The following is a 26,227-nucleotide window of genomic DNA, read 5'->3' as shown; positions in this document are numbered from 1 at the left end:
GAATGATATTTATATCCTTACATAAGATAGGGTAAACAAGGGAGGAATATACAAGATGAATGCAAAAAGATGGACGGCATTAGGTATTGCTGTTGGGTTATTCTTTGTTTCTGTTTTAGTCAATTTCGCTACATCTGCGGCGACTGGTGATTTTAATAAAGCATTTGAAGACATGCTTGGCGCAACAGACAACCCTTTTTCAGAAGAAGTGATTGATGAGGGGAATGCCCAGAAACGAATTGCTGTGTTAGAAGTAGAGGGTGTCATTCAGGATACGGGTGGCGCTAATTCTCTATTTGAAAGCCCGGGATACAACCATGAACTCTTTATGGATAAGCTGGATGCGGTTCAAAAAGATAAATCTGTCAAAGGGATTATTTTAAAAGTAAATTCCCCAGGTGGCGGCGTAGTGGAGAGTGCGCAGATCCATTCGAAGCTTGTAGAAATCATGGATAAAGCGAAAAAGCCGATTTATGTATCAATGGGGGGCACGGCAGCTTCCGGAGGTTACTACATATCTGCACCGGCTACGAAAATATTCGCCAGCAAAGAAACACTGACCGGTTCACTCGGTGTCATCATGCAAAGCATCAACTACTCGGAACTCGCAGAGAAATATGGAGTCGATTTCGTGACCATCAAGAGCGGACCGTACAAAGACATCATGAGCCCGACACGTGAAATGACGGAAGAAGAGAGAAAGATTCTTCAATCCATGATCGATAATTCCTATGAAGGCTTCGTCGATGTCATTGCGAGTGGCCGTGATATGTCAGAAGCAGAAGTCAAGAAAATCGCAGACGGAAGAGTATATGATGGAATCCAGGCGAAAGAAGTCAATCTGATTGACGAATTCGGCTATGTGGAGGATACCATTGATGCCATGAAAAAAGATTATAAGCTAAAAGATGCTCAAGTATTTGAATATACTGCAGGCGATCCTTTCTCAGAATTCTTCAGTATGGGTGCAAAGAAAATGATAGGGCAGGACATGGAAGCAGCGGCATTAATGAAGCTGCTATCTAAGCCGAATTCTCCGCGATTAATGTATCTATACTCTGAATAAGGAAGGTGAATGAAGTGAGTGACACACAAGATCGTTCTGTACAACATGATGAAGAGCGGGAGCGAATCGAAATCGATCCCCCTTCTCATGATCAATCAAGGCCCGTGAATCACGATGGATATTACTTAGCAGGATTTTGGATAAGGTTCTGGGCGTACTTACTGGACCTTATCGTGATTGGCAGCATTACACGATTAGTAGTTAATCCAATCTTTAAGCTATTGGATATTTCACTTTCAGAAGGCTCCATGTTTGCACCGATTTCGATATTAACGAGTATCGTCTTCTATGGCTACTTTATGTTGATGACGAAATACTTCAGCCAAACGATCGGTAAAATGGTGTTCGGCATTAGGGTCATCGATTTAAAAGGAAGGAAGCCTTCGTGGGGAACGATTCTATTTAGAGAGCTGATCGGCCGTTTTATCTCTACCACGATCTTTATTCTCTACGTGGTGGTAGCCTTTACGAATAAAAAACAAGGAATACATGATTTGTTCGCTGATACGACGGTGGTTCAGGAAAAGAAGCAGCTGGAGTTTAAGCCGGCGATTTAAATCATTATTGTTTTGAAACCAAACCTGTTTATATGGGTTTGGTTTTTTTTATTGAGAGAAGTGTCGAGGATTTACATTAAATGTAAAACGACGCAATAACCGTTAAGAATGACGCAATTAATTGAAAAACGACGCAATAACGCTAGAATAGACGCAATAATTGATAATACGACGCAATTCCAATGGGAAACGACGCAATGATAAAAAAGCAGACGTTCAGATTATCCTCAAGTGCCCCAATATTCATCAAATATTTCTCTTTTCCTCATGATACAAGCCCGATCCTCATACAAAATCTCTCCCCGCTAGTTTATTTTCCCAGGCAAAGGCCATAATAAGAGGTTGAAGGGTGTGAAAATATGAGCTGGTGGATTTGGACTTTACTAATTGTTATGGCACTTATCTTGTTGATCTTATTTCTTCTGATTATTACGAAGCTTACCGTTACTCTCTCGCTGTACCATGGGAATGATAATGACCATTTCAAGGTGAAGCTTAGGGCATGGTTTGGCTTGCTAAAATATACAATCGATATCCCATTAGTCAAACTCGATGACGATGGACCGAATATCGTGTTTGAGGAAGAAACGAAAAAAGGCAATGAAAGCAATCCATCAAATAAAAAGACTTCTAAAAAGAAAATCACTCCAAATGATTTTATAGATAGTTTGAATGATACGAAGGAGATCATCATCCATGTCCAGTCACTTCACAGAATCATCCGGTCGTTTCTCAAGAAAGTCAAACTGGATCATGTGCATTGGAAAACGTTATTCGGCACTGGTGATGCAGCTTCAACAGGTACGTTAACAGGGACGATCTGGGGGATGAAAGGAAGTATCATCGGCATTCTGAGCGGGTATATGCGCCTTCAGTCCATGCCCGTCATAGAGGTGACTCCGACGTTCCAGCATGCTGTGATCCAAACGCAATTTTCATGTATTATCCAGTTTCGCATAGGGAATGCTATCCTAGTAGGTTTCAAGATACTTCGGTATTGGAGAGGCGGTATGGCTAAGTTTAAGACAAAGCCCCTTTCCACACTTTCTGGAGAAAAACATTCAGTATAATAAGGAGGTCTTTACATGTCAGAACATCCTATTGAAGGTCTAATGACCACGGCAATGGAAAATTTAAAAGAAATGATCGATGTGAATACGATTATCGGTGATCCCGTTGAAACACCCGATGGAAGTGTCATCCTGACAGTATCAAAGGTTGGCTTTGGATTTGCTGCAGGCGGAAGTGAATTCATCATTGATGGTGGCAAAGGAAAAGATGATGGTGGCGGAAAAGGCGGAGATAGCGGAAGCAATCAATCATCCCAGAAGCAGCAGCCATTCGGTGGAGGTAGCGGGGGCGGTGTCTCCATCACTCCGATCGCGTTCTTGATCGTCAGTTCAAAAGGAATCAAGATGCTTCATTTAGATGAAAGCACTCATCTGATCGATCGCCTGCTGGACCTAGCTCCCGGTGCCATCGAAAAGATCCAGGGTATGATGAAAAAGGACGATAACAAGCAGGACAATAACAGTCAGGGTAATCACAATCAAAAACTTGATCTGTAAAAGATAGAGAGCTTACTCGAGTATGAGTGAGCTCATCTTTTTTTTTGAAAAGAACCCCTATGATTTGCTTTACCGTATCTTTTTTCTGTACTATAAACATGTACATATTATTATGGAGGAGGAACAAATAATGGCAAACATTACATTTAAGAATAACCCTGTCACTCTATTAGGTAATGAGGTAAAAGTAGGGGACAAAGCTCCTAACTTCACAGTATTAGCTAATGATTTATCGGAAGTCACACTGAATGATTCCAAAGGCAAGGTGCGTTTGATCAGTGTCGTTCCTTCCATCGATACAGGAGTTTGTGATGCCCAAACACGTAAATTCAATGAAGAAGCAACCAAGTTTGATAATGTAGAAGTATTGACGATTTCTGTGGATCTTCCATTCGCTCAGAAGCGCTGGTGTGGAGCAAACGGTATCGAGAACGTTCAAACGCTTTCCGATCACCGCGATCTTTCTTTCGGTGAAGCATTCGGCGTACACATCCAAGAGCTTCGTCTGCTTGCACGTGCTGTGTTCGTGGTAAACAGCAACGATGAAGTGACATATGTGGAATATGTGAGCGAAGCAACGAACCACCCGGATTATGACGCTGCCGTTGAAGCAGTGAAGAACGCTAAATAATTCCGTCCCAACTGAACAATGCTTAGACATGCTGACCTGAATTACCCATGGTCAGCATTGTTTTTTTTACAAACGGTATGGACAAAGGTAAAATAGATGAATGAAATTGTGATAAAGGAATGAGTGCCGATGATTAATTCGCCAGTCGAATCATTATTTGGAATAATCGATGAAACGGCTACACTGCTGCAAGAGGAATTAGCATGCAGCTATTTAGAAGCCGTTGCGGAAACAGGAGAAAACCTATTTCAGGGTGACGTCCTGCAAGAAGAAGTAAGTGAACTGACCAAGAAGCGTTTGAACAAAAAGTACGATGAAGTGAATCTTTCTCAGCTGGAGAATGAAAATATCCGTAAAGCCTTTCAGTTTGCGATCCTAAAAGGAATGAAAGAAAACGTACAGCCGAATCATCAAATGACACCGGACTCACTTGGTTTATTTATCAGCTACTTAGTCAATAAATTTACTCGGGGCATGGACAAACTCACCATCCTGGATCCGGCGATCGGAACAGGAAACCTCCTGACGACGGTATTGAATCAAATGCCAGGAAAAGAAACACAATCCATCGGGGTCGAAATTGATGAGGTATTGATCAAACTCGCTTACGTAGGAGCGGATCTTCAAAAACATCCACTACAGCTCTTTAATCAGGATTCAATCGAACCGCTGTTCATCGATCCTGTAGACCTTGTGTTGTGTGATCTGCCAATCGGTTATTACCCGAACGATTTACGTGCACAGGACTATGAGCTGAAAGCAGAAGAAGGCCATTCATATGCCCATCATCTGTTTATGGAACAAAGCCTGAAGCACACGAAAGACGGAGGATACCTTTTCTTCATCGTGCCAAATGGACTTTTCGAATCTCCATACAGTGCACAGCTGCAAACGTATTTGAAAGAAAAGGCAGACATCCAAGGCTTCCTACAGCTGCCTCTTTCCCTGTTCAAAAACAAAAACTCAGCGAAAAGCATCCTGGTCCTTCAAAAGAAAAAAGATGGCCTGAAGCCACCTAAAGAAGTATTGCTTGCCCAGCTGCCAAGCCTATCGAATCAACGAGCCCTGCAGGACATCATGTCTAAGATCGATCAGTGGCTTGCACAAAATAAATAGTAGACTGCCTTTTGGCAAATACTAAAACTAAATAAACACACCAATGAGCAGTCCTATTCGTAACTGAATGAGACTGCTTTTTTTGTTGGTGTATAGAGGGTTGTTTTAATAAGGGGAGATTTTCCGGTTATCCTGCAAAGCAGGGTCAGTTTCGGGGGATATAAGGGGAGTTTTTCCGGTTAAGGTAACGTAGAATGGTCCGTTTTCATGCTTTTGGATTAAATAGGCGGATTCATTCCCCCTATTTACTCCATATTTCTAGCATCATTCCTCAATAAGAGGAAATTTTCCCCTTATTTTGATAGATTGGTCTCTGGGCAAAGCCCCTCCGCTTTTCGAATTGTCCAGCTCCGGGGCTTAGAGGCTCGAGGTCATAAGTCAAGAACACCAAAAAGGCAAAGGGCGCCTTTCCGGTGTTCTCGCCTTATGCTTGTCGGGACTGACCAAGCCGTCTACGCTTTTCTTTTTCTAATTTTTGCGAAAATATTTAATTTAACATGAAAACGATGTCATTTCAAGCTTTTTCTTGAAATAGGGGGGAGTCAGTGATTTAATGGGGAATTGAGAGATAAAAAATGATTCAATGAACAGAATAAATAAGAGTCAAGAGATCGAAAACAAAAGGAGCGATACAACGTGGCAAAAAAAGTGATTGCAATTAATGCTGGAAGCTCTTCTTTAAAGTTTCAGCTTTTTGATATGCCTGAAGAAACGGTCATTACTAAAGGTCTTATTGAACGTATCGGACTGAATGATGCGGTATTTAATATAACGGTGAATGATGAGAAGCGTGAAGAAGTGACAGATATCCCGAACCATGAAGTGGCTGTTAAGATGCTGCTTGAAAAGCTGACAGGCTTTGGCATCATCGATTCACTTGATGAAATCGACGGGATCGGACATCGTGTCGTACATGGCGGCGAGGTCTTTAATGAATCCGTTCTGATCACCGACGAAGTAGTGTCTAAGATCGAAGAACTGTCTGATCTGGCTCCACTTCATAACCCGGCAAACCTGACGGGTATCAAGGCATTCCATAATGTATTGCCGAATGTACCTGCGGTTGCTGTCTTTGATACAGCGTTCCATCAATCCATGCCGGAAAGCTCGTTCTTATACAGCCTTCCTTATGAGTACTATGAAGATTACGGAATCCGTAAGTATGGTTTCCACGGTACTTCCCATAAGTATGTATCCGAGCGTGCTGCGGAAATGCTTGGCCGTCCGAAAGAGCAAGTCCGCTTGATTTCTTGTCACCTTGGGAATGGTGCGAGTATCGCAGCGATCGAAGGCGGTAAATCCATCGATACATCAATGGGCTTCACTCCACTAGCTGGTGTTGCCATGGGAACTCGTTCAGGTAATATCGACCCGGCCCTTATCCCGTTCATCATGGAGAAAACGGGTTCAACGGCTGATGAAGTATTGAACATCCTGAATAAGAAATCCGGTATGCTTGGTGTATCCGGGTTCTCAAGTGACCTTCGTGATATCGAACAACAGGCTTCTGAAGGAAACGAGCGAGCGGAACTGGCTCTTGAAGTGTTCGCCAACCGTATCCATAAATACATCGGTTCTTATGCATCCCGCATGTACGGTGTAGACGCAATTGTCTTCACAGCAGGTATCGGTGAAAACAGTACGCTGATCCGTGAAAGAGTCCTTCAAGGCTTGGAATTCATGGGCGTATACTGGGATCCGGCACGTAATCAGGTCCGCGGTAAAGAAGCATTCGTTAACTACCCGCATTCACCTGTAAAAGTCATGATCATTCCAACAAACGAAGAAGTCATGATTGCACGTGATGTAGTGGAAAAAGGGAATATCTAATAAACTTACGCAGGATCGCCTTTCGGGGGGATCCTGTTTTTTTAATAGGGCTATTTTCGCATAGTTTGTTGTTATTGTAGAGGAGAAAGTAATAGTTGATTTCCGCTCCAGGATGCTCGCTTTCCGCGGGGCTGGCGGTGAGCCTCCTCGGCTGCGCCTCCGGGGTCTCACCTGTCCAGCTATTCCCGCAGGAGTCGAGCATCCTTCCGCTCCAATCAACTTTCTGAGCATGAATTCTTAACGGAAAACAATTTAAAACAAGAATTTTAGCAAACAATCTCATTTAAGGTAAGTAGAGAGTGATTTTCCTTTTAAGGAAGAAGGATTATTTTTTCTGGTTTCTTGCACACCTTGAAGCTCTGTCATGAAAAAACTGTTAAAGATGGTGAGGGGAACTGCGCAGACTCCTGCGGAAGTACGGTCGTGTCGAGACCCCGGAAGCGAAGCTGAGGAGGCTCGGCCGAACGCTAGCTGCAAGCGGAGCAGTTCCCCTCACCATCAAGCATAAACCTGGTTGACAGAGCCCTTGCAGATTCTATGCTAAAAAACAAAAATCTTTGCTAAAAGAGCCTTTCATAAAAATAAATGACAGAGTATTCAATATACTTCCTCGCGGATAAGTGTTGTCCTCCCCATATATGGTATACTATACGTAATTTAACGAATGTAAAAGGAGTGGGAGAAGTGAATTGGTCAGAACGAGATAATCAGGTATGGCAGTCGATTAAAGCGTGGAGAGCAGAATTATTTGAATACGAAGCGAATGATTTGGAGCATACATATGTGAAATGGTTGGATTACGCATTTGAATCCATCCCTGAAGATGTTCAGGCTCAATTTTTCCAACGGCTGGATGGCTGGTTGTTCCACATGCACTCTCTTATTCAAGGTTCACAGATGCAAAATGATGCCCGTGAGCGCATCCTTGTGACGGCACGAGCCTTTAATCAAGACATTCAGACGGTCGAGGATCTTCATTATTTAACGATTGATCAGCTTCATTACATAGCGGAACAGCATGCGGGACGACATCGCATCTACTCTCTGTTACAAGGGGGGGTGACGGGGACCGGCGGCCTGGTGGCGATCGGTTCGGATCTGCCTGCCATGCTCGTCATCAATCTTCGTTCGGTGCAGCTCATTGCCATCACCTATGGTTTTGATGTTCAGACCCCGTTTGAAATGATGACGTCACTGAAGGTGTTTCATGCGGCTACCTTACCGGCAAGGCTACGTGCCCTTGCGTGGGAAGATTTGATGGAGGATTTAAATAAGAAGGACAGCAATTACTTCTATGATGGATCGGAGCAGCTGACGGACTACACGTGGCTGGAAGGATCCATGAAGCAGGCGCTTAAAGCTATGGCCATCACTATGTTCAAAGGGAAGAAGTGGTCCGGTCTGCCTCTTGTCAGCATCGCCATCGGAGCGGGTTCGAATTATCAGCTTTCCAGAAAAATTACCGATTTTGCGGAAAAATATTATCAGTACCGCTATTTACGTGAAAAGAAAAATGACCAATAAACAAAGGGGAATGATGTGCTCACATCATTCCCCTTTGTGTTTTATCCGGAGTGGTCCGATACCAAATCCATAAATCATTGATCTCTGAAGCTCTCTCGGAAATCTCTCCATTGATCATGCAGGATCTGTCGAAATGGTCTTCCTGAGCTAATTCCGCCTGCAGTCTCTCAATCTCCACTTCTATTTCCTGGATCCGGTCAGGAATCATTCCCCGCACGCGCTCCCATTCTAGAAGTACCATTTCTTGTTCTTGAGAAGAATAAGAAGTCCAATCCTTCGACAACCGGGGAAGTTGAATTCCTAGCCTTGAATTATATGAAAAAAATTCGTTCTTCATCTATGTGGATGCTCCTTACGTTTCATTCTCCTTTCATCCTACAATAAAATAACCGACAAGCCCAGTACAAAGCGAATCTCACATTCCACTGATAAAATATTTATACAAATTTATGAATAAGTATTGATGTATCTCTCATTAACTGCTAATATAAATTCATCTTAAAGAATAAATATTCATTTTATATAAAATCAACAGGAGGAGATACGGATGAATAAAAAAGTGGTATTAGCCTACTCAGGTGGTTTAGATACGTCAGTCGCGGTTCAATGGTTAAAGGAAAAAGGATATGAAGTGATTGCATGTTGCCTGGATGTCGGGGAAGGAAAAGATTTAGATTTTGTTCAAGCGAAGGCACTGAAAGTAGGAGCTTCAAAAAGCTTTGTGATTGATGCCAAGGAAGAATTTGCAAATGAATATGCCCTTCTTGCCTTACAAAGTCACGCCCTGTACGAAGGAAAATATCCACTGGTATCTGCTCTATCAAGACCTTTGATTGCCAAGAAACTTGTGGAAATCGCTGAGCAGGAAAATGCTACGGCGGTCGCACATGGATGTACAGGGAAAGGGAATGACCAGGTGAGATTTGAAGTATCCATCGCTGCATTGAATCCTCATTTAGAAGTGATTGCACCGGTTCGCGAATGGAAATGGTCACGTGAAGAAGAGATTGAATATGCGAAGGTCAAGGGCATTCCGATTCCGATCAATCTTGATTCTCCTTACAGCATCGATCAGAACTTATGGGGAAGAAGCAATGAATGTGGTGTTCTTGAGGATCCATGGGCTGCCCCACCGGAGGATGCATATGATTTAACGTCCAGTATTGAAGAGTCACCAAACGAAGGTGATGTGGTAGAGATTACATTCTCTCATGGTGTACCTGTTGAATTGAATCATGTCGCATATCCGCTGCATGAGATCATTGCCAAACTGAATGTCATCGCTGGTAAGCATGGGGTCGGGCGTATCGATCATGTGGAGAACCGCCTGGTCGGAATCAAGTCACGTGAAGTGTATGAGTGTCCAGCTGCGGTCACGCTGTTAAAGGCACATAAGGAGCTGGAAGACCTCACGCTTGTGAAAGAGCTTGCACATTACAAACCTGTGATCGAGAAGAAAATGACGGAATTGATTTATGAAGGATTATGGTTTTCACCACTGAATAAAGCACTGAAAGCATTCCTTGATCAAACTCAGGTGTATGTGAATGGTGTCGTACGCGTAAAGTTGTTCAAGGGTCATGCGATCGTGGAAGGAAGAAAATCACCGAATTCCTTATATGATGAAAAGCTCGCAACCTATACAAAAGCAGATGAATTCGATCATGATGCAGCCGTTGGATTCATTCAATTATGGGGTCTGCCGACAAAGGTTTCAGCAATGGTCAACGCTGAAAAGAAGGAGAAAGTGACTCTATGAGCAAGCTCTGGGGAGGACGTTTCACAAAGAAGCCGGAAGAGTGGGTGGATGAATTCAACGCATCCATCTCTTTCGATCAGGAGCTCGTTCTAGAAGATATTGAAGGCAGCATCGCCCATGTGAAAATGTTAAAGAAATGCGGTATTTTGACGGTGAGTGAAGCGGATCAAATCCTTGGCGGACTTCATGTGCTGTACGGAAAGGCCGAAAAGAATGAACTTCAGTTTTCTGTGGAGTATGAAGATATCCACCTGAATTTGGAGAAGCAGCTGATTGATTTAATCGGTGAGGTCGGCGGTAAACTTCATACAGGCAGAAGTCGTAATGACCAGATCGCGACCGACATGCATCTATTTCTAAAGAGACGCGTGGAGGAGATCGTGAAACTTGTTGAGGACCTTCAGGAGGCGATTATCCTTCAAGCGGCAGAAAATGTAGAAACGATCATTCCTGGATATACTCATCTTCAACGTGCCCAGCCGATCTCTTTCGCTCATCATCTGATGTGCTATTTCTGGATGATCAATCGGGATAAGGAGCGTCTCGTTGACTCTCTCAAGAGAATTGACATATCCCCATTGGGCGCAGGGGCACTGGCTGGGACGACATTCCCGATAGACCGGGAATATTCAGCAGTGCTCCTCGGCTTCGGTTCATGCTATGAAAACAGTCTCGATGCCGTAAGTGATCGTGATTTCATCCTGGAATTCCTGAGCAACAGCTCGATTATGATGACGCATCTTTCCCGTTTAGCGGAAGAAATGATTCTGTGGTCCACGGAAGAGTTTCGATTCATCGAACTTGATGACAGCTTCACGACAGGTAGCAGCATCATGCCGCAAAAGAAAAACCCGGATATGGCGGAGCTTGTCAGAGGGAAGACAGGAAGAGTGAATGGGAATCTTATTTCTCTTCTTACCGTCTTGAAAGGCTTGCCCCTTGCGTACAACAAGGATATGCAGGAAGACAAGGAAGGCATGTTTGATACCGTTAAAACGGTGGTGGGATCCCTGAAGATTTTCACTGGAATGATCTCTACGATGAAAGTGAACACGAAACAAATGGAAGAAGCGGTAGGAAATGATTTCTCCAATGCGACGGAACTTGCCGATTACTTGGCGACGAAAGGGATTCCGTTCAGACAAGCCCATGAAATCGTCGGGAAGCTGGTTCTCTATTGTATTGAAAAAGGCTGCTATCTGAAGGATGTTTCTTTGGAGGAGTACGGTGAATTTTCTTCACTGATTGAAGAAGATATTTATTCAATTTTGACTCCGTATTCTGCTGTTGAAAGAAGGAAGTCGTATGGTGGTACCGGGTTTGAACAAGTGAAGGTCCAGATTGAGAAGGGGAAAGCTCATTTGAAAACCTTTACTGCTCAATCAGTCTAGAAAAGAGAGCGGTTGAACGTAGTGACAATCTACATTCAACCGCTCTCTTATTTTTTATAAACTTACTCATCTACTTCTTCTGTTCTTACAACAAGAACATCACAATGGGCAGCTCGTGTGATATGCTCTGACACACTTCCGATGAGGAATCGTTCGACGGCGTTGAGTCCGGTTGCGCCGCATATGACAAGGTCTGCTCCTACGTTCTTTGTTGCTTCTCTTGGGATGATCACTTTCGGGGAGCCGTACTCGACATAGGTTTTCACTTTAGTTAACCCTGCTTCTGCAGCTTCTGCTTTGTACTCTTCTAACAATTCTTCAGCATACTTGATAGCTCTTTCTCCTACCGTCCGATCATAGGATTCGATTGCTGCGAAGGAACGGGTATCGATCACGTGTATGAGTGAAAGAATCGCATCATTCCGTTTAGCAATGGCAATCCCTTTTTTGAAAGCCCATTCGGCTTCTTTGGATCCGTCTACAGCTACTAATATGTTCTGATATTTTAAACTCATTGTTATCCCCTCCTTACCTTTATCATACTATATTTTTCCACTCATATCTGTAGCCAATTTTCGAACAATATAAGGGAATAGATCACTTAATATAAGGGGGAATCGACATGAAGAAGAGGGATCCGAAAGAGCAGTTTTCGTATGATGAGCAGGCAAATGAACAGGTGAGCCAGCAGATCATGGATTCTTATACAAGCGGTGTCATTGATACGGAAAATGGTCAATATGGCACGTATGAGAATGAAGAGAATCAGAAGTAGGTAGTAAAGATACCTTTTTTGTACATCCTTCCATACTTAGGGTAATATAAATGAAGCTGAATAAAGGCAGTCGAGAGCAAGCAGGATATTTTCCTGCTTGCTTTTTATTGGATATGATGGACTGCTTTTTCTTATATCAATAAGAGAATGTTATGATTGTCCTTTCAGTTTTCATATTATTCCAATGCCCCTTTTTACAGTAGAATGAAGAGTAATTGATGGGAAAATATGTTATACAGGAGATTCTACTTTGTTGTATAAGGGAGTTACATTAATGAAAGCAGTTATTCAAAATGAGTTCGGACATTCAGATGTACTTGTATTCACGGATGTGAAATGCCCGGAAATAACGGAAGATGAAGTGTTGATAAAAACCGCATTTACCAGTGTGAATTATGCAGATATCAAGTCGCGGAAAGGAACTAAAGTGAAGGGTAACTTCCCCTTCACCCTTGGGTTGGATGTTTCTGGCACCATTGTGAAGGCGGGAAAATCGTCTCCTTTTTCTGTCGGAGACCGTGTCATCGCCTTTCCCATAGGTGGCTCATACGCAGAATATGTGAAGGCAAATAAACAATTGGTGTTTAAGATCCCAGACAGTCTTCCTCTTGAACAGGCTGCTACCATGCCGACCGTATCAATCTTGTCTTATCTTCTCTTACATGAAGTCGGTCAAGTGAAAAAGAGCGATACGATCGTCATTCATAGTGCTGCCGGTGGTGTTGGTTCAATGCTTGTACAATTAGCAAAACTGGCAGGGGTAAAGAAGATCATTGCAACAGTGGGGAACATCCGGAAAGAAAACTATGTAAAGAACTTAGGGGCAGATCTCGTTTGTACATACGACTCGTTTACAGAGGAAGTTCTAAAGAAAACATATGATCAAGGAGCAAATGTAATTTTCGATTCAGTAGCAGGTGAAGTCACTACCAGGAGTCTCGAGTGTTTGGGACTATATGGAACCCTTGTTCAATTCGGCAACAGCAGTGGAAAAGCCGGTACCTTTAAAACAAGCGATGTTCATAGTTCCTGCAGAAATGTAAAAGGCTTCAGCTTAGGAACGACCAGGAAACATCGACCGGAACTTTTAGCTCCTGTTGTTGATGAGGTTATAAAGTTATTTGCCTCCGAGAAAGTCATCCTGCCCGTCGCACAGATCTTTGATTTGAGAGATGCAGCAAAAGCGCATGAATTGATAGAGAGTCGTGATTATGAGGGGAAAGTGTTGATTAAGGTATAAATTTTCTTAGAACGATTTTTAAGATTAAGAGAACACCGTTGCCCTTGAAATTTCTTAGTAGGGAGTCAGTACTATGTTGATTAAAGTGATTACGTGTAAAGTGAACGAGGAAAGGAAGGAAGATTTTTTCGAAGAACAGAAACTATGGAAAGCGATGAGTCCGCTGAACGGATTCTTGGGTCAGGTTGGTGGATGGAGTAAAGAGGACCCAAACACAGCTTGTATTTTTGGTTTTTGGGAAAATCAAGAAACCTATCATTATTTTAAGGATAAGGCACATGACGAAATCCTTCTCCATTCAAATCAATCGAGTACCTATACGTCTATAGATGTATCTTTATATGAGGAAAGTATTACGATCCCTGGTTTGGAAAAGAGGATAACTCATGTTTTAGAGAAAGGTAAATATGTTCGAGTGGCCAGGGCACTAGTGAAACCTGGACATGGAGATCATTTTATTGATAGGCAAAAAACGATTTTGACTCCAGGAATGAGCACAGCTGAAGGGTTGCTTGGAGGAACATTTGCTATTTCTAGAAAGAGAATGAGAGATTTTCTGGTGTTTACCTGTTGGGAAAATGAGAGATTCCATCAAGTGTATATGGAAAAGCATTTTCCGGAATTCGTTACTGTAACTAAAACCCAAACCGATGTGCAGGAGATAAAGGGAGAAGAACTTGTGCTTGAAGAAGCGTGGCGGGTACTTCCATGTACTAACGGTACTTGAATATGAGCATCCTCATGTATATAAAGATAAAATAGCCTACCCAAAAGCTTTATCTAATAACGTCTTCGGGTAGGCTATTTTCTTGTGTCCAATATTTTTACCTCACTCCTGACAACCCCCGATTAATAAACCGGTGCAAGATCCCCGCCATCTCTTCAGGGGTCTTATCCATACCATTCTCCACCCAATTTTTGATGACATGAATACTTCCGCTCACCATGAACATATTGATGTATTCATAGGTTTCTTGATCGATCCGGCTTTCGGTGATCCAGTTTTTGAAGATGAATTCGTGGGTGATGATCATCCCTTTTTTGAGAAAGTACATATCGGTGTTTTCGCTGAGGAGGGCCTCACAGATGGCGCTTTTATCGGCGATGTATTCGAATAGCTTTTCGGTCATTTGGAGGGCTTCTTCTTCTTTTGAGAAGTTGTATTTACCCAATGTGACGGTCAGGTCCTCGATGAATTCTTCTTCGATTGCCTCAAGCAGTTCGTATTGGTTTGAATAGTGGGCATAATAGGTGGATCGGTTGATGTCTGCCGTTTCGCAGATTTCTTTGATGGTGATGCTTGAGATTGATTTAGTCTGCAGCAGTTTCAAAAGGCTTTCTTTTAAAACCATGCGTGTATATTTTTTTCGTCGGTCCATTTTTGAGTTCAACGATCAACGTTCCTTTCCTGCTTTTTCTGAGTTACACAACACAGGTGAGTGATGTGTTGAGTATTGAACATTCCTTATGCAACTGTCCGTTGAATATCCAACACGGTGTTTATTATAATGATAATGTGAAAATGTGAAAGAGACAAGAGAGGATGAAAGATGATAAATATTGCATCTTGGATCATAAAGCATAAGAAAGCTGTTCTGGTTGCGTTCATGCTGGTGACGGTGTTGTCAACGGCGGCGCAGTTTTTTGTGAAGGTCAATTATAATATGGTCGATTATTTGCCCGATGATGCCCAGTCGACACAGGCCATGGACATCATGGAAAAGGAGTTCACGGGTGACGTCCCCGATACGCGGGTCATGGTGACGGGTGTGACGATCCAGGAGGCACTGGACTATAAAGAAAAGCTGGAAGCCATAGACGGAGTATCGGATGTGATGTGGCTGGATGATATGGTCGACCTGAAGACGCCGTTGGAAGTGGCGGACAAGGAGACAGTCGAGAATTACTATAGTGATCAGAATGCGCTGTTTTCCATCAGTGTCGCTACCGGCGATGAGGTGCGGATCACCGATGAAATCTATGAACTGATTGGTAGTGATGGTGCGATTGCCGGTGAAGCGGCCAATACGGCAAGTTCTCAGAAAATGGCCGGAAGTGAATCGATGTATGCCGGGATGTTACTGGTACCCCTCATTATATTGATTCTGGTCGTCTCAACGACTTCGTGGGTTGAACCACTTTTCTTCCTGACGGCGATCGGGGTGTCGGTCCTCATCAACCTGGGAACGAATATCTTCCTCGGGGAGGTTTCCTTCGTCACCCAGTCGGTTGCGCCGATCCTGCAGCTGGCAGTGTCGCTTGATTACGCGGTGTTCCTGCTTCATAGCTTTTCCGATTACCGGAAAGTGACGGATGATCCTGAAGAAGCAATGAAGCTGGCGATGAAGAAGTCGTTCCCTGCAATCACGGCAAGTGCAGCAACGACGTTCTTCGGATTTATCGCCCTTACGTTCATGGAGTTCCAGATCGGCTCGGATCTCGGGGTGAACCTTGTAAAGGGGATCGTCCTGAGCTTTATCAGTGTGATGGTGTTCCTGCCTGCACTGACGCTTGTTTTCTATAAATGGATGGATAAGACGAAACATAAGAGCTTTGTACCGAGCTTCAGGGGTATCGGGAACAAGGTATTGAAGTTGAAGGTTCCGAGCCTGATTTTTGTATTTGCGATTCTGGTCCCTGCCTTCCTTGGGCAAACGAATACTTCATTTATTTACGGGTCAGGTGAGCAGCCGGAAAACACCCGTGTCGGGAGTGACTTTAAGAAGGTGGAAGAGGCGTTTGGTGAAACGACCCCCCTCGTGCTTTTAGTTCCCAAAGGAGATACGGCAAAAGAAAGGGAGCTCGTGGAGGACATCGAATCCCTTGATTATGTGACAGGAGTCATGGCGTATGTGAATCAGGTTGGTTCTGAGATCCCGCCTGACTATCTGGATAAATCGATCACGGATGAATTCTACTCTGAAAATTATAGCCGGATCGTCATTAACACGAACCAGGGTACGGAAGGAGAGGTTCCATTTGCCATCGTAGAGAAGGTGGAAAAAGCGGCGGCGGATTATTACGGGGATGAAGCTCTGGCGCTGGGAGAGAGCGTGACGCTTTATGATATCAAGAATACCGTCAACAAGGATAATGTGGTCGTGAATGTGCTGACGGTCGTGACGATTGCCCTTGTGCTTCTGTTAAGCTTTAAATCGATTACGATTCCGGTGGTGCTGCTCATCACGATTGAAGCGGCCGTATGGATCAATTTATCGATTCCATACTTCACGAATACACCTCTTGTGTTTGTGGGGTACTTGATCATCAGTACGGTACAGCTTGCCGCGACGGTCGATTATGGAATTTTATTCACAGAGGCTTATACCCATTATCGCAAGGAAATGCCTGCTAAAGAAGCAATGGTGAGAACCCTTGATGAGAAGACATTCTCGATTTCGATTTCGGCAGCGATCCTTTCGAGTGTCGGCTTTATTCTGTGGATCACCTCTTCCAATCCGATCGTTGGATCCATCGGTCTATTGATGGGCAGGGGGGCGCTGCTAGCCTTTATCATGGTCCTGCTTGTCCTGCCCGCGATGCTCTTGGTATTCGATAAAGTCATTAAGAAAACAACCTATAAAGCAAACTATTATGAGGAGAAATGATGATGAGAAAAAAACAATTACGTTATTCTGCACTCGCATTGATGCTATTCTTGCCTTCATTTCTTAGTGTACCAGCCCAAGCGGCAACGGAAGGAAAGGTCACGTCCAAGGATGAAGTCGTGTATGCGACACTGAATGCAGCTGGAGAACTGGATTCTATCTATGTCGTGAATACCTTGGACGTAGCTCGTGCCGGAAAGATCCTCGATTATGGGGAATTCAGCAGCGTCAAGAATCTGACGGATCTGAAGAAGCTTGAGGTTGAGGGGCAGAAGATTGAAATGGATGCCCCAGAAGGAAAGTTCACGTATCAAGGAAACATGAAAGAAGATACAAAGTTACCATGGGATGTGACGATATCATATAGCTTGGATGGGAATAAAATCGACCCATCACAACTTGCAGGTAAAAGCGGACATCTCGAAATCAACATCGATACTGCTGAAAATACGAATGCAGGTACTGTATTCTATGAAAATTATTTATTGCAGATTTCCCTGAACCTGCCGAATACGTATGAGAACATCGAAGCGGCAGACGGAATGGTGGCGAATGCTGGGAAGAATAAGCAAATCACCTTTACGGTCATGCCTGGAAAAGAGAAAAAGCTAAAAGTGGAAGCGGATGTAGAGGACTTTGAGTTCGATGGTGTTCAAATTGCGGCGGTCCCTTCCACACTCCCAATCGATACGACGGGTACAGAAGGTATGACGGATGACATATCGGAACTATCAGATGCCATCGGGAAGTTAAATACCGGGGTGGCCAATTTGAAAAGTGGTGTAACCCAATTGAACGAGGGAGCAGCGAGCCTGCGTGACGGTTCGGCACAATATCAAAATGGCATCAGTGAATTGAACGGTTCTTCGTCTCAAATTGTCGGAGCCTCGAATTCTATCGGTGATGCACTGAGAACCATCAATCAGTCACTGGCTTCAAATCCTGCTGAAATGGACTTATCAGCTTTGAATGAACTGCCGGCTGGTTTGACGCAATTGGCAGATGGCCTGACACAAGCCGCGAATGGGTTATCGACCCTGCAGAAGAACTATTCTTCAGCCTACGCTGCATTGGACGGTGCGATGGCGGGAATCCCTGCTTCCGAGCTTTCGGAAGAAGAGATTGCCGCATTATATGAAAGCGGAGCGGACCGGCAGGTAGTGGATAAACTGGTGGAGTCCCATCAAGCCGCGCAAAAAGTGAAGGGGACCTATGCAAGTGTCAAGGAAGCCTTCGCTGCTGTGGAACCGACCTTGAATCAGGTGAGTGGTTCCGTGAACGAGATGAGCGGACAGCTGACTTCCATCTCGAATAATCTGTCTGCATCTTTGAAAGAAACGGATATGAGCGGGTTTGCCCAGCTGCAAAAAGGACTGGGTGAATTGTCCGCCAACTACGGTGACTTCCACTCCGGATTGGTCCGCTATACAGAAGGCGTGGGTCAGTTATCCACTTCGTACGGGAAGCTTCATTCCGGCATTGCTGAACTGGCTGGAGGTACAAACGAATTAGAAGGGGGAGTCGCAGACCTTCACAGTGGAACGGGCGAATTGCATAAGGAAACGAAAAACCTTCCTGACAAAATGCAAGAGGAAATCAATAAGATGATGGCTGAATACGATAAATCCGACTTCAAGCCAGTATCCTTCGTTTCCCCAAAAAATGAAAAAGTATCTTCCGTGCAATTTGTGATCAAGACAGAAAGCATCGAAAAAGAAGAACAGGAAACGAAGAAAGCAGAACCGAAGAAAGAAAAAGGATTTTGGGAGCTGCTGATGGATTTGTTTAAGTAAGCTGAACGTATTTGATGAATGACACAAAGGTGATTGGTAGCACCTTTGTGTCATTTTTTAGTGGAATAAAAGATTGTGTAAATTTGAATATTTTGAAATAATTGGTATGGGAAAGAACGGTGTGTGAAGGAATTCAAGTGTATGGAGGTGAAAGTATGGTAAAAAACAAAGGAGCACTTATTGGCTCAGCTGCAATTCTATGTATATGTATGTCTTTATTTTTCCCGTTTCCGGATAATGAAATGATACATGCACGCACTACTTTCATGTCATTTCCAATCAGCGATCAAAACGGATACAATCTGCTTGGTATCATTGGATCCTTTTTATTCATCATCGCCATGATTTTACTCGTCAGGGGTCTACATAAATACCATTTTCGAACGGTGGTAATCACTGCATTCGTTTACGCGTTATTCCCCCCTTTGTTACTCATTCCGATGTATCAGGAAACGTTAGCTGATGGTATTGCCGCCATTTCCTACGATGGAAAGGGTACATGCGATTATGAGCAAGTGAGTGAAGATGAATTGAATGGTGAATGTGAAATCCTTTTACATAACCGCAGTGGTGAAACGGTGTCATTCCAGATAGAATTCCTGGATTCTTATTTCATGGAAAAGAATACACGATTGACGTCACTCATGAATGTGAATGGTCCCTATACCATTACAATAGAAGCAAATAGTGAAAAGTTCATTCAGCTGAAGGAATTATTGGACGTATCTGATGTTCCTAATCATATTGGCGGAGGATCATCGATGAATATTAATATTAAATTAATTGACGGGGAGTCTACCCGTATCTTGTAATGCCTCTTTCCTTCCAAACGTAATTCAAGCTAAAATAAAATGGAACAGCATATGAATTTTTTCCGGACTAGGGTTGTTTTAAGGGGGGATTTTAAGATGAATCTACTATATGAAGTGATTCCACAAGAAAAGGCAGAATACTGCCGGGACCTGTGCAATGAACTGATGGACTTTCAACAATCAAAGGCTACCATTACGCCTGAACGGTTTGACAGCATGAATTTTGATACAAGGATGATGCCATCGATCCAAAGCGCTTTACATAATTACATAGTGGTGGTGAAGGATCCTCATAAACATGAGGAAATGGTCGCGTATGTGTATACCAACATTTCACCGAAAGAATCGTATTCAAATGATTTTGCCACGTTTTTCGATCTTTCATCGGTTAAGAATAAGAACGTAGGCTGCCTATCCCAATTTTATATTAAAGAGGGGTATCGGCAATTCGGTGTGGGATCCAGGCTTTTTAACATGTCAATGGATTGGTTGAAAACCTATGAGGATGTGGAGGATTATTTTGTATTCACATCGAATGGGAATCAAGAGGCTTTGGAATTCTATCAGCGGAAAGGGTTCTCAATTTCTCATGATATCCTGGACGGATTTATCACGGTTTTACGAAGTCATAGGAGAGGATCGGGGAGTTTTTGACTATCCTCCCTGGAAAATATATAGTTGAAATCAGATAAGGTTATCTTGAACGGCATCATTTTAAAGAAGGAGGGAACAAGATGGACGTTTTTGCACCATATTTAGCAGGTATCGATCATCCCGATCACCGCAATCGATTGGAGGAAATCCTGACGTGGGTTGCGGCGAAATTCCCGCAAATGGAACCAGTGATGAAATGGAATACCCCTATGTTTACCGATCACGGCACATTTATCATCGGTATTGACGCAGCGAAGCATCATGTAAGCGTTGCACCTGAGGCGGTAACCATGTCGGAGTTTGCCGAAAGGATTGAACAAGCCGGCTACAGTGCCACCAAAGGCTTGTTTCGAATTAAGTGGAAAGACCCTGTGGATTATAAATTGCTTGAGGATATGATTACATATAATATTCAGGATAAAGCAGAATACACGGCCTTTTGGCGGAAGTAGCCAACACTTAGAGTTCATATAAGAAGGAGTGTTCCATGATGATAAAGCCGAATCGTAAGGTTGATGGATTTATAAAAAAAACCAAGACGTGGAAGGAAGAATTTGAGAGGTTGAGAAGCATCCTTCTTGGCTTTGAGGAGCTGGACGAAGAAATCAAGTGGATGCATCCTTGTTACACGCTGGAGGATAAAAACATTGTGTTAATGCACGGATTTAAAGACTATTGTGCGCTTCTGTTTCACAAAGGCGCCTTATTAAAGGACCCCGACGGGATTCTCATCCAACAAACGGAGAATGTGCAGGCAGCACGCCAGATCCGGTTCACGAATGTTCAAGAAATCATAGAAATGAAGCCAATCTTGAAAGCGTATATCCAGGAAGCCATTGAAGTGGAAAAGGCCGGTTTGCAAGTAGAATTAAAAAAGACGGAAGAATACACCATCCCCGAAGAACTTCAAACTAAATTCGACGAAGTCCCTGCCTTGAAGACGGCTTTTGAAGAATTGACCCCGGGAAGGCAACGAGCTTACATTCTTTACTTCTCTAAAGCCAAACAATCCAAAACCCGGGAGTCGAGGATTGAAAAATATGTGGAACATATTCTTGATGGTAAGGGATTGAATGATTAGAATATGATGGCTGAAGTCTGATGAAGCCAAGATTTGTGAGGGGGACGCTTTTGATTGACTAGCGTTTGTCCGAGCTGCCTCTTACTACTTATGAGATAAGAAACTGATTATTTTCTGAGGTGTCTTAATGATAAGGAAATTAATTGCAACGATTTATTTGTTGGTTGTTTTTACTATTAATTATTTTTATGATTTAAATAATATCTTTTTAATTGTTTTGTTTGCCATTTTCCTTATATTTTTATGGGTTGAAGATATAGGAAAGCTAAAATCAGGTGGGAAATGAAGTATTATTGTATTGAATCAACAAGGCAATAGCCAGGCTATTGCCTTGTTTAGCATTCATGCACCTGCCATTTACAAACTACGAATCCTTCAGTCTAAGAAATTACGATGTTATTGCAGTTGTATCGCATGTTTATCATCAATATTTTCAATGTGTGTTAAAATACTCACCCCACTCTGTTTGTTATCATAGTGCACCAGGTAAGTTTGATCTTCTTCTTGTTCTTCTATATAATTCTTCTTCAATACTGTAACGATAGCTGTTGTTGAACTTGTAACACCCATATTAGGTAAGATAAACAAGACGACAATTATCAACATAACGGATAGAGTGAGTATCCTTTTTTTATTCCTCATAAAGCTCTCCCTTTATTAAAACAATATCTCTTCAATACTAACAATTTATTTAATGGATACCAATAACATACAAACAGGAAGAACCAAAGTTTTCCTGTTTATTATTATTTATTAAAGCCAAATGGTCATTTGAGGTATCTAATTGATATAGGAACAAAAAGGGGTGAAAGACATCAATCGATTAGTAAAGAAAGCTCAAAAAGGCGATGACAGAGCATTTATTAAACTTTTTCAACACTATGAAGAGGATATATACCGAATGGCTTTTATTTATGTCAAAAATGAGAACGATGCTTTGGATATAGTACAAGAGGTGGCATATCGTGCTTTTAAAAAGATAGAAACATTAAAAGATCCCCATTACTTTAAAACTTGGTTAATAAAAATAGCCATCAACAGTTCATTGAATGTGATAAAGAAGAGGAAAAAGGTTGTTCACCTTAAACCAGAGTATGAGGAATTAATTTATGTGGAAGAACATGATCCTCTTCTATCAATTACTCTGCAAGAGCTACTGGAGCAATTAAATGTAGAAGAGAAAAGTGTCGTTATTCTAAGGTTCTATGAAGGATATTCATTTAAAGAAATTGCAGAAATACTTGAAATTCCATTAGGAACGGCAAAAACAACTTTGTACCGTGCGTTAAGTAGACTTCGAAAGCATTTTGAGGAGGCTGATCTTTGTGAGTAATATAAAGCAGGAAATAAACAAAATCGTTATCCCATCTACTTTACACCAACGTGCAAAAATGGGGGTAAGGAAAGCAAATTCAGAAAAAGGAGGAAAGCTTAAAAGGTACGTAAGAAATAATATAGCTGCTGTTATTCTTGCGGCTTCTTTAATAGTTCCCACTGGTGCAATTGCTTACCAATCATTTCTTGTGGAGGAGTTTTACGGATCATTCGAGGATGTAAAGATTCATATATCCAGTGCTACAATGGAAGGATATCTGCTTTTAGATGCAAAGTTAACTCAAGCCCAGGGGGATATGGAAAAAGGGGAGTACAAACGGTTTAAAGAATTATTAAGTGTTATTACAAACGCCAAGGTAGATTATGGAGATAAATATGGCAACATAGATTATTCTCAGGTCCCGAATGAGCAGCTGGTTCAATTTGAAAATACGTTACTTGAGATACAGCCATTCTTCGATCAATTAAATGGACAAAAATCAAGTAGAGAAGTATTGTCTACTGAAGAGTATAAGGAATATATTCATGCAATGATGGTATATGAACAAATTATGGCTCAGAGTGGCATCAAGGAATCTGATGAGGTAGATAAAATACCTTCAGATTTAAAAGAAGATTATTTAAATGCCAGGAATATTTTGAGACAAGTAAATGAAAAACAGCTAATGAATTAAATGTAAAATAGAAAGAATTCGCTCCTGGCTTATCTATTGCCAGGGCCTCTTAAACGAATGGGACTTATCCAGAACTGGATGAGTTTCTTTTTTTGAAAATGTTCCTTGAGTATATGGTTGGAATTTGAAATAATTGGTAGTGGGAAGAGGAACAAGGAGAGAAGACAATGGCACAATCACTCATTTTTGATATGGATGGAACTTTATTTCAAACAGACAGAATCTTGGAATTATCACTTGAGGATACATTTGACCATTTACGATCCCGAAATTTATGGGATACTCTGACGCCAATAGATCAATACCGCGACATCATGGGGGTGCCCCTCCCGAAAGTATGGGAAGCTTTACTGCCTGATCATTCTCAAGAGGTAAGGGAACAAACAGATACTTACTTTCTTGAAAGTCTGATCCATAACATTGAAAAGGGCAGAGGTGCTTTGTATCCAAACGTAAAGGAGGTTTTTAGATATTTAAAAGAGAATGATATTTCAATTTACATAGCGAGTAATGGCTTAACAGAATATTTGCAGGCTATTGTAAACCATTATCAATTGGATCGTTGGGTCACCGAAACTTTCAGTATCCAACAGATTCCAACGCTGGATAAAGGTGATCTCGTGAAGACGATTATCGATAAGTATGACATAACGAACGGCGCAGTGGTGGGAGATCGTCTATCGGATATCAATGCCGCTAAAGACAATCATCTGATTTCAATTGGATGCCGCTTCGATTTTGCCCAAGAAGCCGAACTGGCTCAGGCGGATTACATCATAGATGATTTGGTGGAACTGAAGAAAATAGTGCCTAAGAGTAAAAATAAAATCATGGGTTAACGTAGGATTGGTTGATAAAAATGAGGAACGATCTTTTTTGGATTTGAATGACAAGTTGGCTAATTGAAGTGAGTTGAAAAGGAGGAAACAGGATGACTCTATTGACACCGATAATCATAACAGGTGCGGTTCTCGCATTGGCTTGGATTATAGGAAATAATGAGAAGGCTAATGGACAAAGGTAAACCTTTTTGTTCTCCGGCTAAGATGCCATAAAAATAAAAACTTTCCATCTTCCAGCAATTATTTTTCGTACGTTTCATAGGACATACTCCGTCTTGTATTTCAGCGAAAGGTAAATGCTTCCGAAGCAAAAGAGAACCTTGCTCATGCTTCCACCCTAAAGAGTTCTGAGTGGTGTAACATGAGCTTACAGTAAGATTATCTTGGTATGTCTTCCGTTGGTTTTTCGATGTATTTTTGAAATCCATAATTCATTAGAGCAAGGGAATAGTAAAGAACGAAAATTTTTGTTGATGTGAACTTCTTGAATTTAAAATGTCCAATCTTCTGGAAAATCGGACATAGTAAATAAGCAAAAATATAGTCCATGACGAGATTAGCAATCGCATATAAAGAAAATTTTCCAAAAGTAAAATGAAAAACCAATAAATTAATGGTGAAAAACGGACCCAAAATAAATGCTAATGCGTCAAACACCATATATTTGTAACCGCCCTTTACTTTCCACCAATTAAATATTGGACTTAACATTTCGATAATAAGAAGAAGAAATGAGCAAAAGAATGTAACTGGTAGAAACCTTTTGAACGATTGTTTAGGGAGAAAGATCAAAACAACGATCCATAAAACGATTGCATTAAATATTCTAAAAAAATTGACGGACATTTTTTTCACCTCATTTTTCCTTTTAGGATATGACATTTCTTTTGGATATTACATTAGTGAACGCAAGGTAGGACTAAGTAGTGCCAAGCGGATGGTCATTTGCCAGAGAAACTACTTTTTTATGATTCATCATTACGTGGCTCAGAGTATCCAGCTTCTTTGGCGTACTAGGGTCCTGCCCAGTCTATTTCAGCTATTTTTTTCATGAATGTTGATAAATTGGCTGATGAGAGAATTTAATGCACTTGCCTTTTTGGTGGGAATTCGATGGTCTGATTTCTCGATGAATTCCAATTGATTAACAGGTAATTTTTTATGCAATAACTCGGCATAATGGTGGAATTGTGTATCCTTTTTACCATATATCAATAGTGTCGGACAACTGATGTTTTGAAGACGATCCGTACAATTATAGAGCAAACTAAAAGCATAGTATTGCGCAATATTTCTGGAATCTCCTTGTTTTGCATCGGTGAACATCTTTTTAAACAACTCTTTCGTATTCGAGTTGCCCTTTGATATAGACCATGCCAAAACAGAAACCAATCCTTTCTTCGCAAGCTTGAGTGCAACCCGAATTCTATTCTTGAGAATTATATCACTCACTTCAGACATTCCACTGATTACACAGCCGCCTAAAGCCCTGTCTGAAGAAGTCAGTAAAAATTCCAATACAATAGAACCTCCTGTGGAATAACCGCATACCCATGCTTTCTCAATAAGTAAATGATCGAGTATCTCAATAATATCCCTTACAATCAGCTGATAGGTGATGGATTCGTTAGAGTATTGACTTTGTCCGTGACCTCTAATGTCAAAGGTGATGACTTGAAAATTTCGGGATAACTCCTCTAATTGATACTCAAAATTAACGGAGGTTAAAGTAGGGGGGTGGATAAAAACAATTGGAGTTCCTTTCCCTTTAACTGAAAAATATATGCTAGTCCCATCATCAACGTTTAAAAGTGGCATGTAAGCTTCACACCTCCTTTCATTTTGGCCATATATTCCAGCTATCCGTAGTTCTTCATATTGTATGTATAGTATTTATTAGCACAAATTTATTATTCCTGGATTTTGATGAAATAATGAAAGTTATATAAAATTTGGTTTCCTTTGTATGAT

Annotated in this window: 28 protein-coding genes; 22 read left to right on the top strand and 6 right to left on the bottom strand. The window is 41.9% G+C overall.

Going from position 1 to position 26,227, the window contains the following annotated elements; all coding sequences use genetic code 11:
- Positions 1-55 precede the first annotated feature (55 nt).
- The 8 genes from sppA to ACXAF2_RS06790 all read left to right on the top strand — a co-directional run bounded on the left by sppA (position 56) and on the right by ACXAF2_RS06790 (position 8,292).
- Positions 56-1,066 carry a signal peptide peptidase SppA gene (gene sppA, locus ACXAF2_RS06825; protein ID WP_475137922.1) on the top strand — a complete coding sequence of 337 codons (1,011 nt, stop codon included), beginning with the start codon at positions 56-58 and terminating at the stop codon, positions 1,064-1,066.
- A 71-nt stretch (positions 1,067-1,137) separates the two neighbouring features.
- Positions 1,138-1,623 carry an RDD family protein gene (locus ACXAF2_RS06820; protein WP_475139130.1) on the top strand — a complete coding sequence of 162 codons (486 nt, stop codon included), beginning with the start codon at positions 1,138-1,140 and terminating at the stop codon, positions 1,621-1,623.
- A gap of 359 nt (positions 1,624-1,982) precedes the next feature.
- Complete coding sequence (locus ACXAF2_RS06815; protein ID WP_475137921.1) at positions 1,983-2,693, top strand: DUF2953 domain-containing protein; 711 nt, start codon at positions 1,983-1,985, stop codon at positions 2,691-2,693.
- Positions 2,694-2,708: 15 nt separating this feature from the next.
- The gene (gene ytfJ / locus ACXAF2_RS06810; RefSeq protein ID WP_475137920.1) at positions 2,709-3,191 is read left to right on the top strand and encodes a GerW family sporulation protein; all 483 of its coding nucleotides are present in this window, start codon (positions 2,709-2,711) and stop codon (positions 3,189-3,191) included.
- Between the two features lie 130 nt (positions 3,192-3,321).
- Entirely contained in the window at positions 3,322-3,822 is a 501-nt protein-coding gene (gene tpx / locus ACXAF2_RS06805) for a thiol peroxidase (protein ID WP_148996118.1), read from the top strand.
- Between the two features lie 132 nt (positions 3,823-3,954).
- The gene (locus ACXAF2_RS06800; RefSeq protein ID WP_475139128.1) at positions 3,955-4,938 is read left to right on the top strand and encodes a class I SAM-dependent methyltransferase; all 984 of its coding nucleotides are present in this window, start codon (positions 3,955-3,957) and stop codon (positions 4,936-4,938) included.
- Between the two features lie 636 nt (positions 4,939-5,574).
- Positions 5,575-6,768: an acetate kinase gene (locus tag ACXAF2_RS06795; protein WP_148970924.1), complete on the top strand. Its 1,194-nt coding sequence runs from the start codon at positions 5,575-5,577 to the stop codon at positions 6,766-6,768.
- A gap of 684 nt (positions 6,769-7,452) precedes the next feature.
- Complete coding sequence (locus ACXAF2_RS06790) at positions 7,453-8,292, top strand: EcsC family protein (protein ID WP_475137919.1); 840 nt, start codon at positions 7,453-7,455, stop codon at positions 8,290-8,292.
- A 19-nt stretch (positions 8,293-8,311) separates the two neighbouring features.
- On the opposite strand, the gene ACXAF2_RS06785 is transcribed toward ACXAF2_RS06790, so the two are convergent.
- Complete coding sequence (locus tag ACXAF2_RS06785; protein WP_475137918.1) at positions 8,312-8,629, bottom strand: hypothetical protein; 318 nt, start codon at positions 8,627-8,629, stop codon at positions 8,312-8,314.
- 210 nt (positions 8,630-8,839) lie between these two features.
- Between ACXAF2_RS06785 and ACXAF2_RS06780 the strand changes: the two genes are divergently transcribed.
- Positions 8,840-10,051 (top strand): argininosuccinate synthase, encoded by a 1,212-nt coding sequence (locus ACXAF2_RS06780; RefSeq protein WP_475137917.1) that lies wholly within the window; start codon positions 8,840-8,842, stop codon positions 10,049-10,051.
- On the top strand, positions 10,048-11,442 hold the full coding sequence (argH, locus tag ACXAF2_RS06775; RefSeq protein ID WP_475137916.1) for an argininosuccinate lyase: 1,395 nt from the start codon (positions 10,048-10,050) through the stop codon (positions 11,440-11,442). The genes ACXAF2_RS06780 and argH overlap by 4 nt, the downstream gene beginning before the upstream one ends.
- Before the next feature lie 62 nt (positions 11,443-11,504).
- Here the strand turns inward: argH and ACXAF2_RS06770 are convergent, their stop codons facing one another.
- A complete protein-coding gene (locus ACXAF2_RS06770; protein WP_475137915.1) occupies positions 11,505-11,957 on the bottom strand; it encodes a universal stress protein in 453 nt (150 codons plus the stop codon).
- Positions 11,958-12,064: 107 nt separating this feature from the next.
- On the opposite strand from ACXAF2_RS06770, the gene ACXAF2_RS06765 reads away from it, so the two are divergent.
- The 3 genes from ACXAF2_RS06765 (at position 12,065) to ACXAF2_RS06755 (ending at position 14,184) form a co-directional block, all read left to right on the top strand.
- Positions 12,065-12,217 carry a hypothetical protein gene (locus tag ACXAF2_RS06765; protein ID WP_475137914.1) on the top strand — a complete coding sequence of 51 codons (153 nt, stop codon included), beginning with the start codon at positions 12,065-12,067 and terminating at the stop codon, positions 12,215-12,217.
- A 274-nt stretch (positions 12,218-12,491) separates the two neighbouring features.
- The gene (locus ACXAF2_RS06760; protein WP_475137913.1) at positions 12,492-13,457 is read left to right on the top strand and encodes a quinone oxidoreductase family protein; all 966 of its coding nucleotides are present in this window, start codon (positions 12,492-12,494) and stop codon (positions 13,455-13,457) included.
- A 73-nt stretch (positions 13,458-13,530) separates the two neighbouring features.
- The gene (locus ACXAF2_RS06755) at positions 13,531-14,184 is read left to right on the top strand and encodes a YdbC family protein (RefSeq protein WP_475137912.1); all 654 of its coding nucleotides are present in this window, start codon (positions 13,531-13,533) and stop codon (positions 14,182-14,184) included.
- Between the two features lie 97 nt (positions 14,185-14,281).
- Here ACXAF2_RS06755 and ACXAF2_RS06750 read toward each other — a convergent pair whose 3' ends face one another.
- The gene (locus ACXAF2_RS06750; protein WP_475137911.1) at positions 14,282-14,848 is read right to left on the bottom strand and encodes a TetR/AcrR family transcriptional regulator; all 567 of its coding nucleotides are present in this window, start codon (positions 14,846-14,848) and stop codon (positions 14,282-14,284) included.
- Between the two features lie 159 nt (positions 14,849-15,007).
- Here ACXAF2_RS06750 and ACXAF2_RS06745 point away from each other — a divergent pair, with 159 nt between their 5' ends.
- The 6 genes from ACXAF2_RS06745 (at position 15,008) to ACXAF2_RS06720 (ending at position 21,405) form a co-directional block, all read left to right on the top strand.
- Entirely contained in the window at positions 15,008-17,065 is a 2,058-nt protein-coding gene (locus ACXAF2_RS06745; RefSeq protein ID WP_475137910.1) for an efflux RND transporter permease subunit, read from the top strand.
- Positions 17,066-17,067: 2 nt separating this feature from the next.
- Positions 17,068-18,858, top strand: a complete 1,791-nt coding sequence (locus ACXAF2_RS06740) for a YhgE/Pip domain-containing protein (RefSeq protein ID WP_475137909.1) — start codon at positions 17,068-17,070, stop codon at positions 18,856-18,858.
- Between the two features lie 155 nt (positions 18,859-19,013).
- On the top strand, positions 19,014-19,670 hold the full coding sequence (locus ACXAF2_RS06735; RefSeq protein WP_475137908.1) for a hypothetical protein: 657 nt from the start codon (positions 19,014-19,016) through the stop codon (positions 19,668-19,670).
- Between the two features lie 96 nt (positions 19,671-19,766).
- Positions 19,767-20,324, top strand: coding sequence for a GNAT family N-acetyltransferase (locus ACXAF2_RS06730; RefSeq protein ID WP_475137907.1), 558 nt, complete (start codon positions 19,767-19,769; stop codon positions 20,322-20,324).
- Positions 20,325-20,404: 80 nt separating this feature from the next.
- Positions 20,405-20,776 (top strand): iron chaperone, encoded by a 372-nt coding sequence (locus tag ACXAF2_RS06725; RefSeq protein ID WP_475137906.1) that lies wholly within the window; start codon positions 20,405-20,407, stop codon positions 20,774-20,776.
- A 38-nt stretch (positions 20,777-20,814) separates the two neighbouring features.
- Positions 20,815-21,405, top strand: a complete 591-nt coding sequence (locus tag ACXAF2_RS06720; RefSeq protein ID WP_475137905.1) for a YdeI/OmpD-associated family protein — start codon at positions 20,815-20,817, stop codon at positions 21,403-21,405.
- A gap of 396 nt (positions 21,406-21,801) precedes the next feature.
- On the opposite strand, the gene ACXAF2_RS06715 is transcribed toward ACXAF2_RS06720, so the two are convergent.
- Positions 21,802-22,047, bottom strand: a complete 246-nt coding sequence (locus tag ACXAF2_RS06715; RefSeq protein WP_475137904.1) for a hypothetical protein — start codon at positions 22,045-22,047, stop codon at positions 21,802-21,804.
- A 163-nt stretch (positions 22,048-22,210) separates the two neighbouring features.
- On the opposite strand from ACXAF2_RS06715, the gene ACXAF2_RS06710 reads away from it, so the two are divergent.
- From ACXAF2_RS06710 to ACXAF2_RS06700, 3 genes are all read left to right on the top strand, one after another.
- The gene (locus ACXAF2_RS06710) at positions 22,211-22,738 is read left to right on the top strand and encodes an RNA polymerase sigma factor (RefSeq protein ID WP_475137903.1); all 528 of its coding nucleotides are present in this window, start codon (positions 22,211-22,213) and stop codon (positions 22,736-22,738) included.
- Positions 22,731-23,414: a DUF3600 domain-containing protein gene (locus ACXAF2_RS06705; protein ID WP_475137902.1), complete on the top strand. Its 684-nt coding sequence runs from the start codon at positions 22,731-22,733 to the stop codon at positions 23,412-23,414. Before ACXAF2_RS06710 ends, ACXAF2_RS06705 begins: the two co-directional genes overlap by 8 nt.
- Positions 23,415-23,581: 167 nt before the next feature.
- Positions 23,582-24,253, top strand: coding sequence for an HAD family hydrolase (locus tag ACXAF2_RS06700; RefSeq protein WP_475137901.1), 672 nt, complete (start codon positions 23,582-23,584; stop codon positions 24,251-24,253).
- A 381-nt stretch (positions 24,254-24,634) separates the two neighbouring features.
- Here the strand turns inward: ACXAF2_RS06700 and ACXAF2_RS06695 are convergent, their stop codons facing one another.
- Together ACXAF2_RS06695 and ACXAF2_RS06690 are read right to left on the bottom strand one after the other, a co-directional pair.
- A complete protein-coding gene (locus ACXAF2_RS06695) occupies positions 24,635-25,102 on the bottom strand; it encodes a hypothetical protein (protein ID WP_475137900.1) in 468 nt (155 codons plus the stop codon).
- 189 nt (positions 25,103-25,291) lie between these two features.
- Complete coding sequence (locus ACXAF2_RS06690) at positions 25,292-26,074, bottom strand: alpha/beta fold hydrolase (protein WP_475137899.1); 783 nt, start codon at positions 26,072-26,074, stop codon at positions 25,292-25,294.
- Between the last annotated feature and the right edge of the window lie 153 nt (positions 26,075-26,227).

The sequence above is a fragment of the Rossellomorea sp. ABR4_004 genome, from assembly GCF_056159585.1.
Note: the sequence above shows the minus strand (reverse complement) of the source record. Positions and strands in the feature narration are given on the sequence as shown.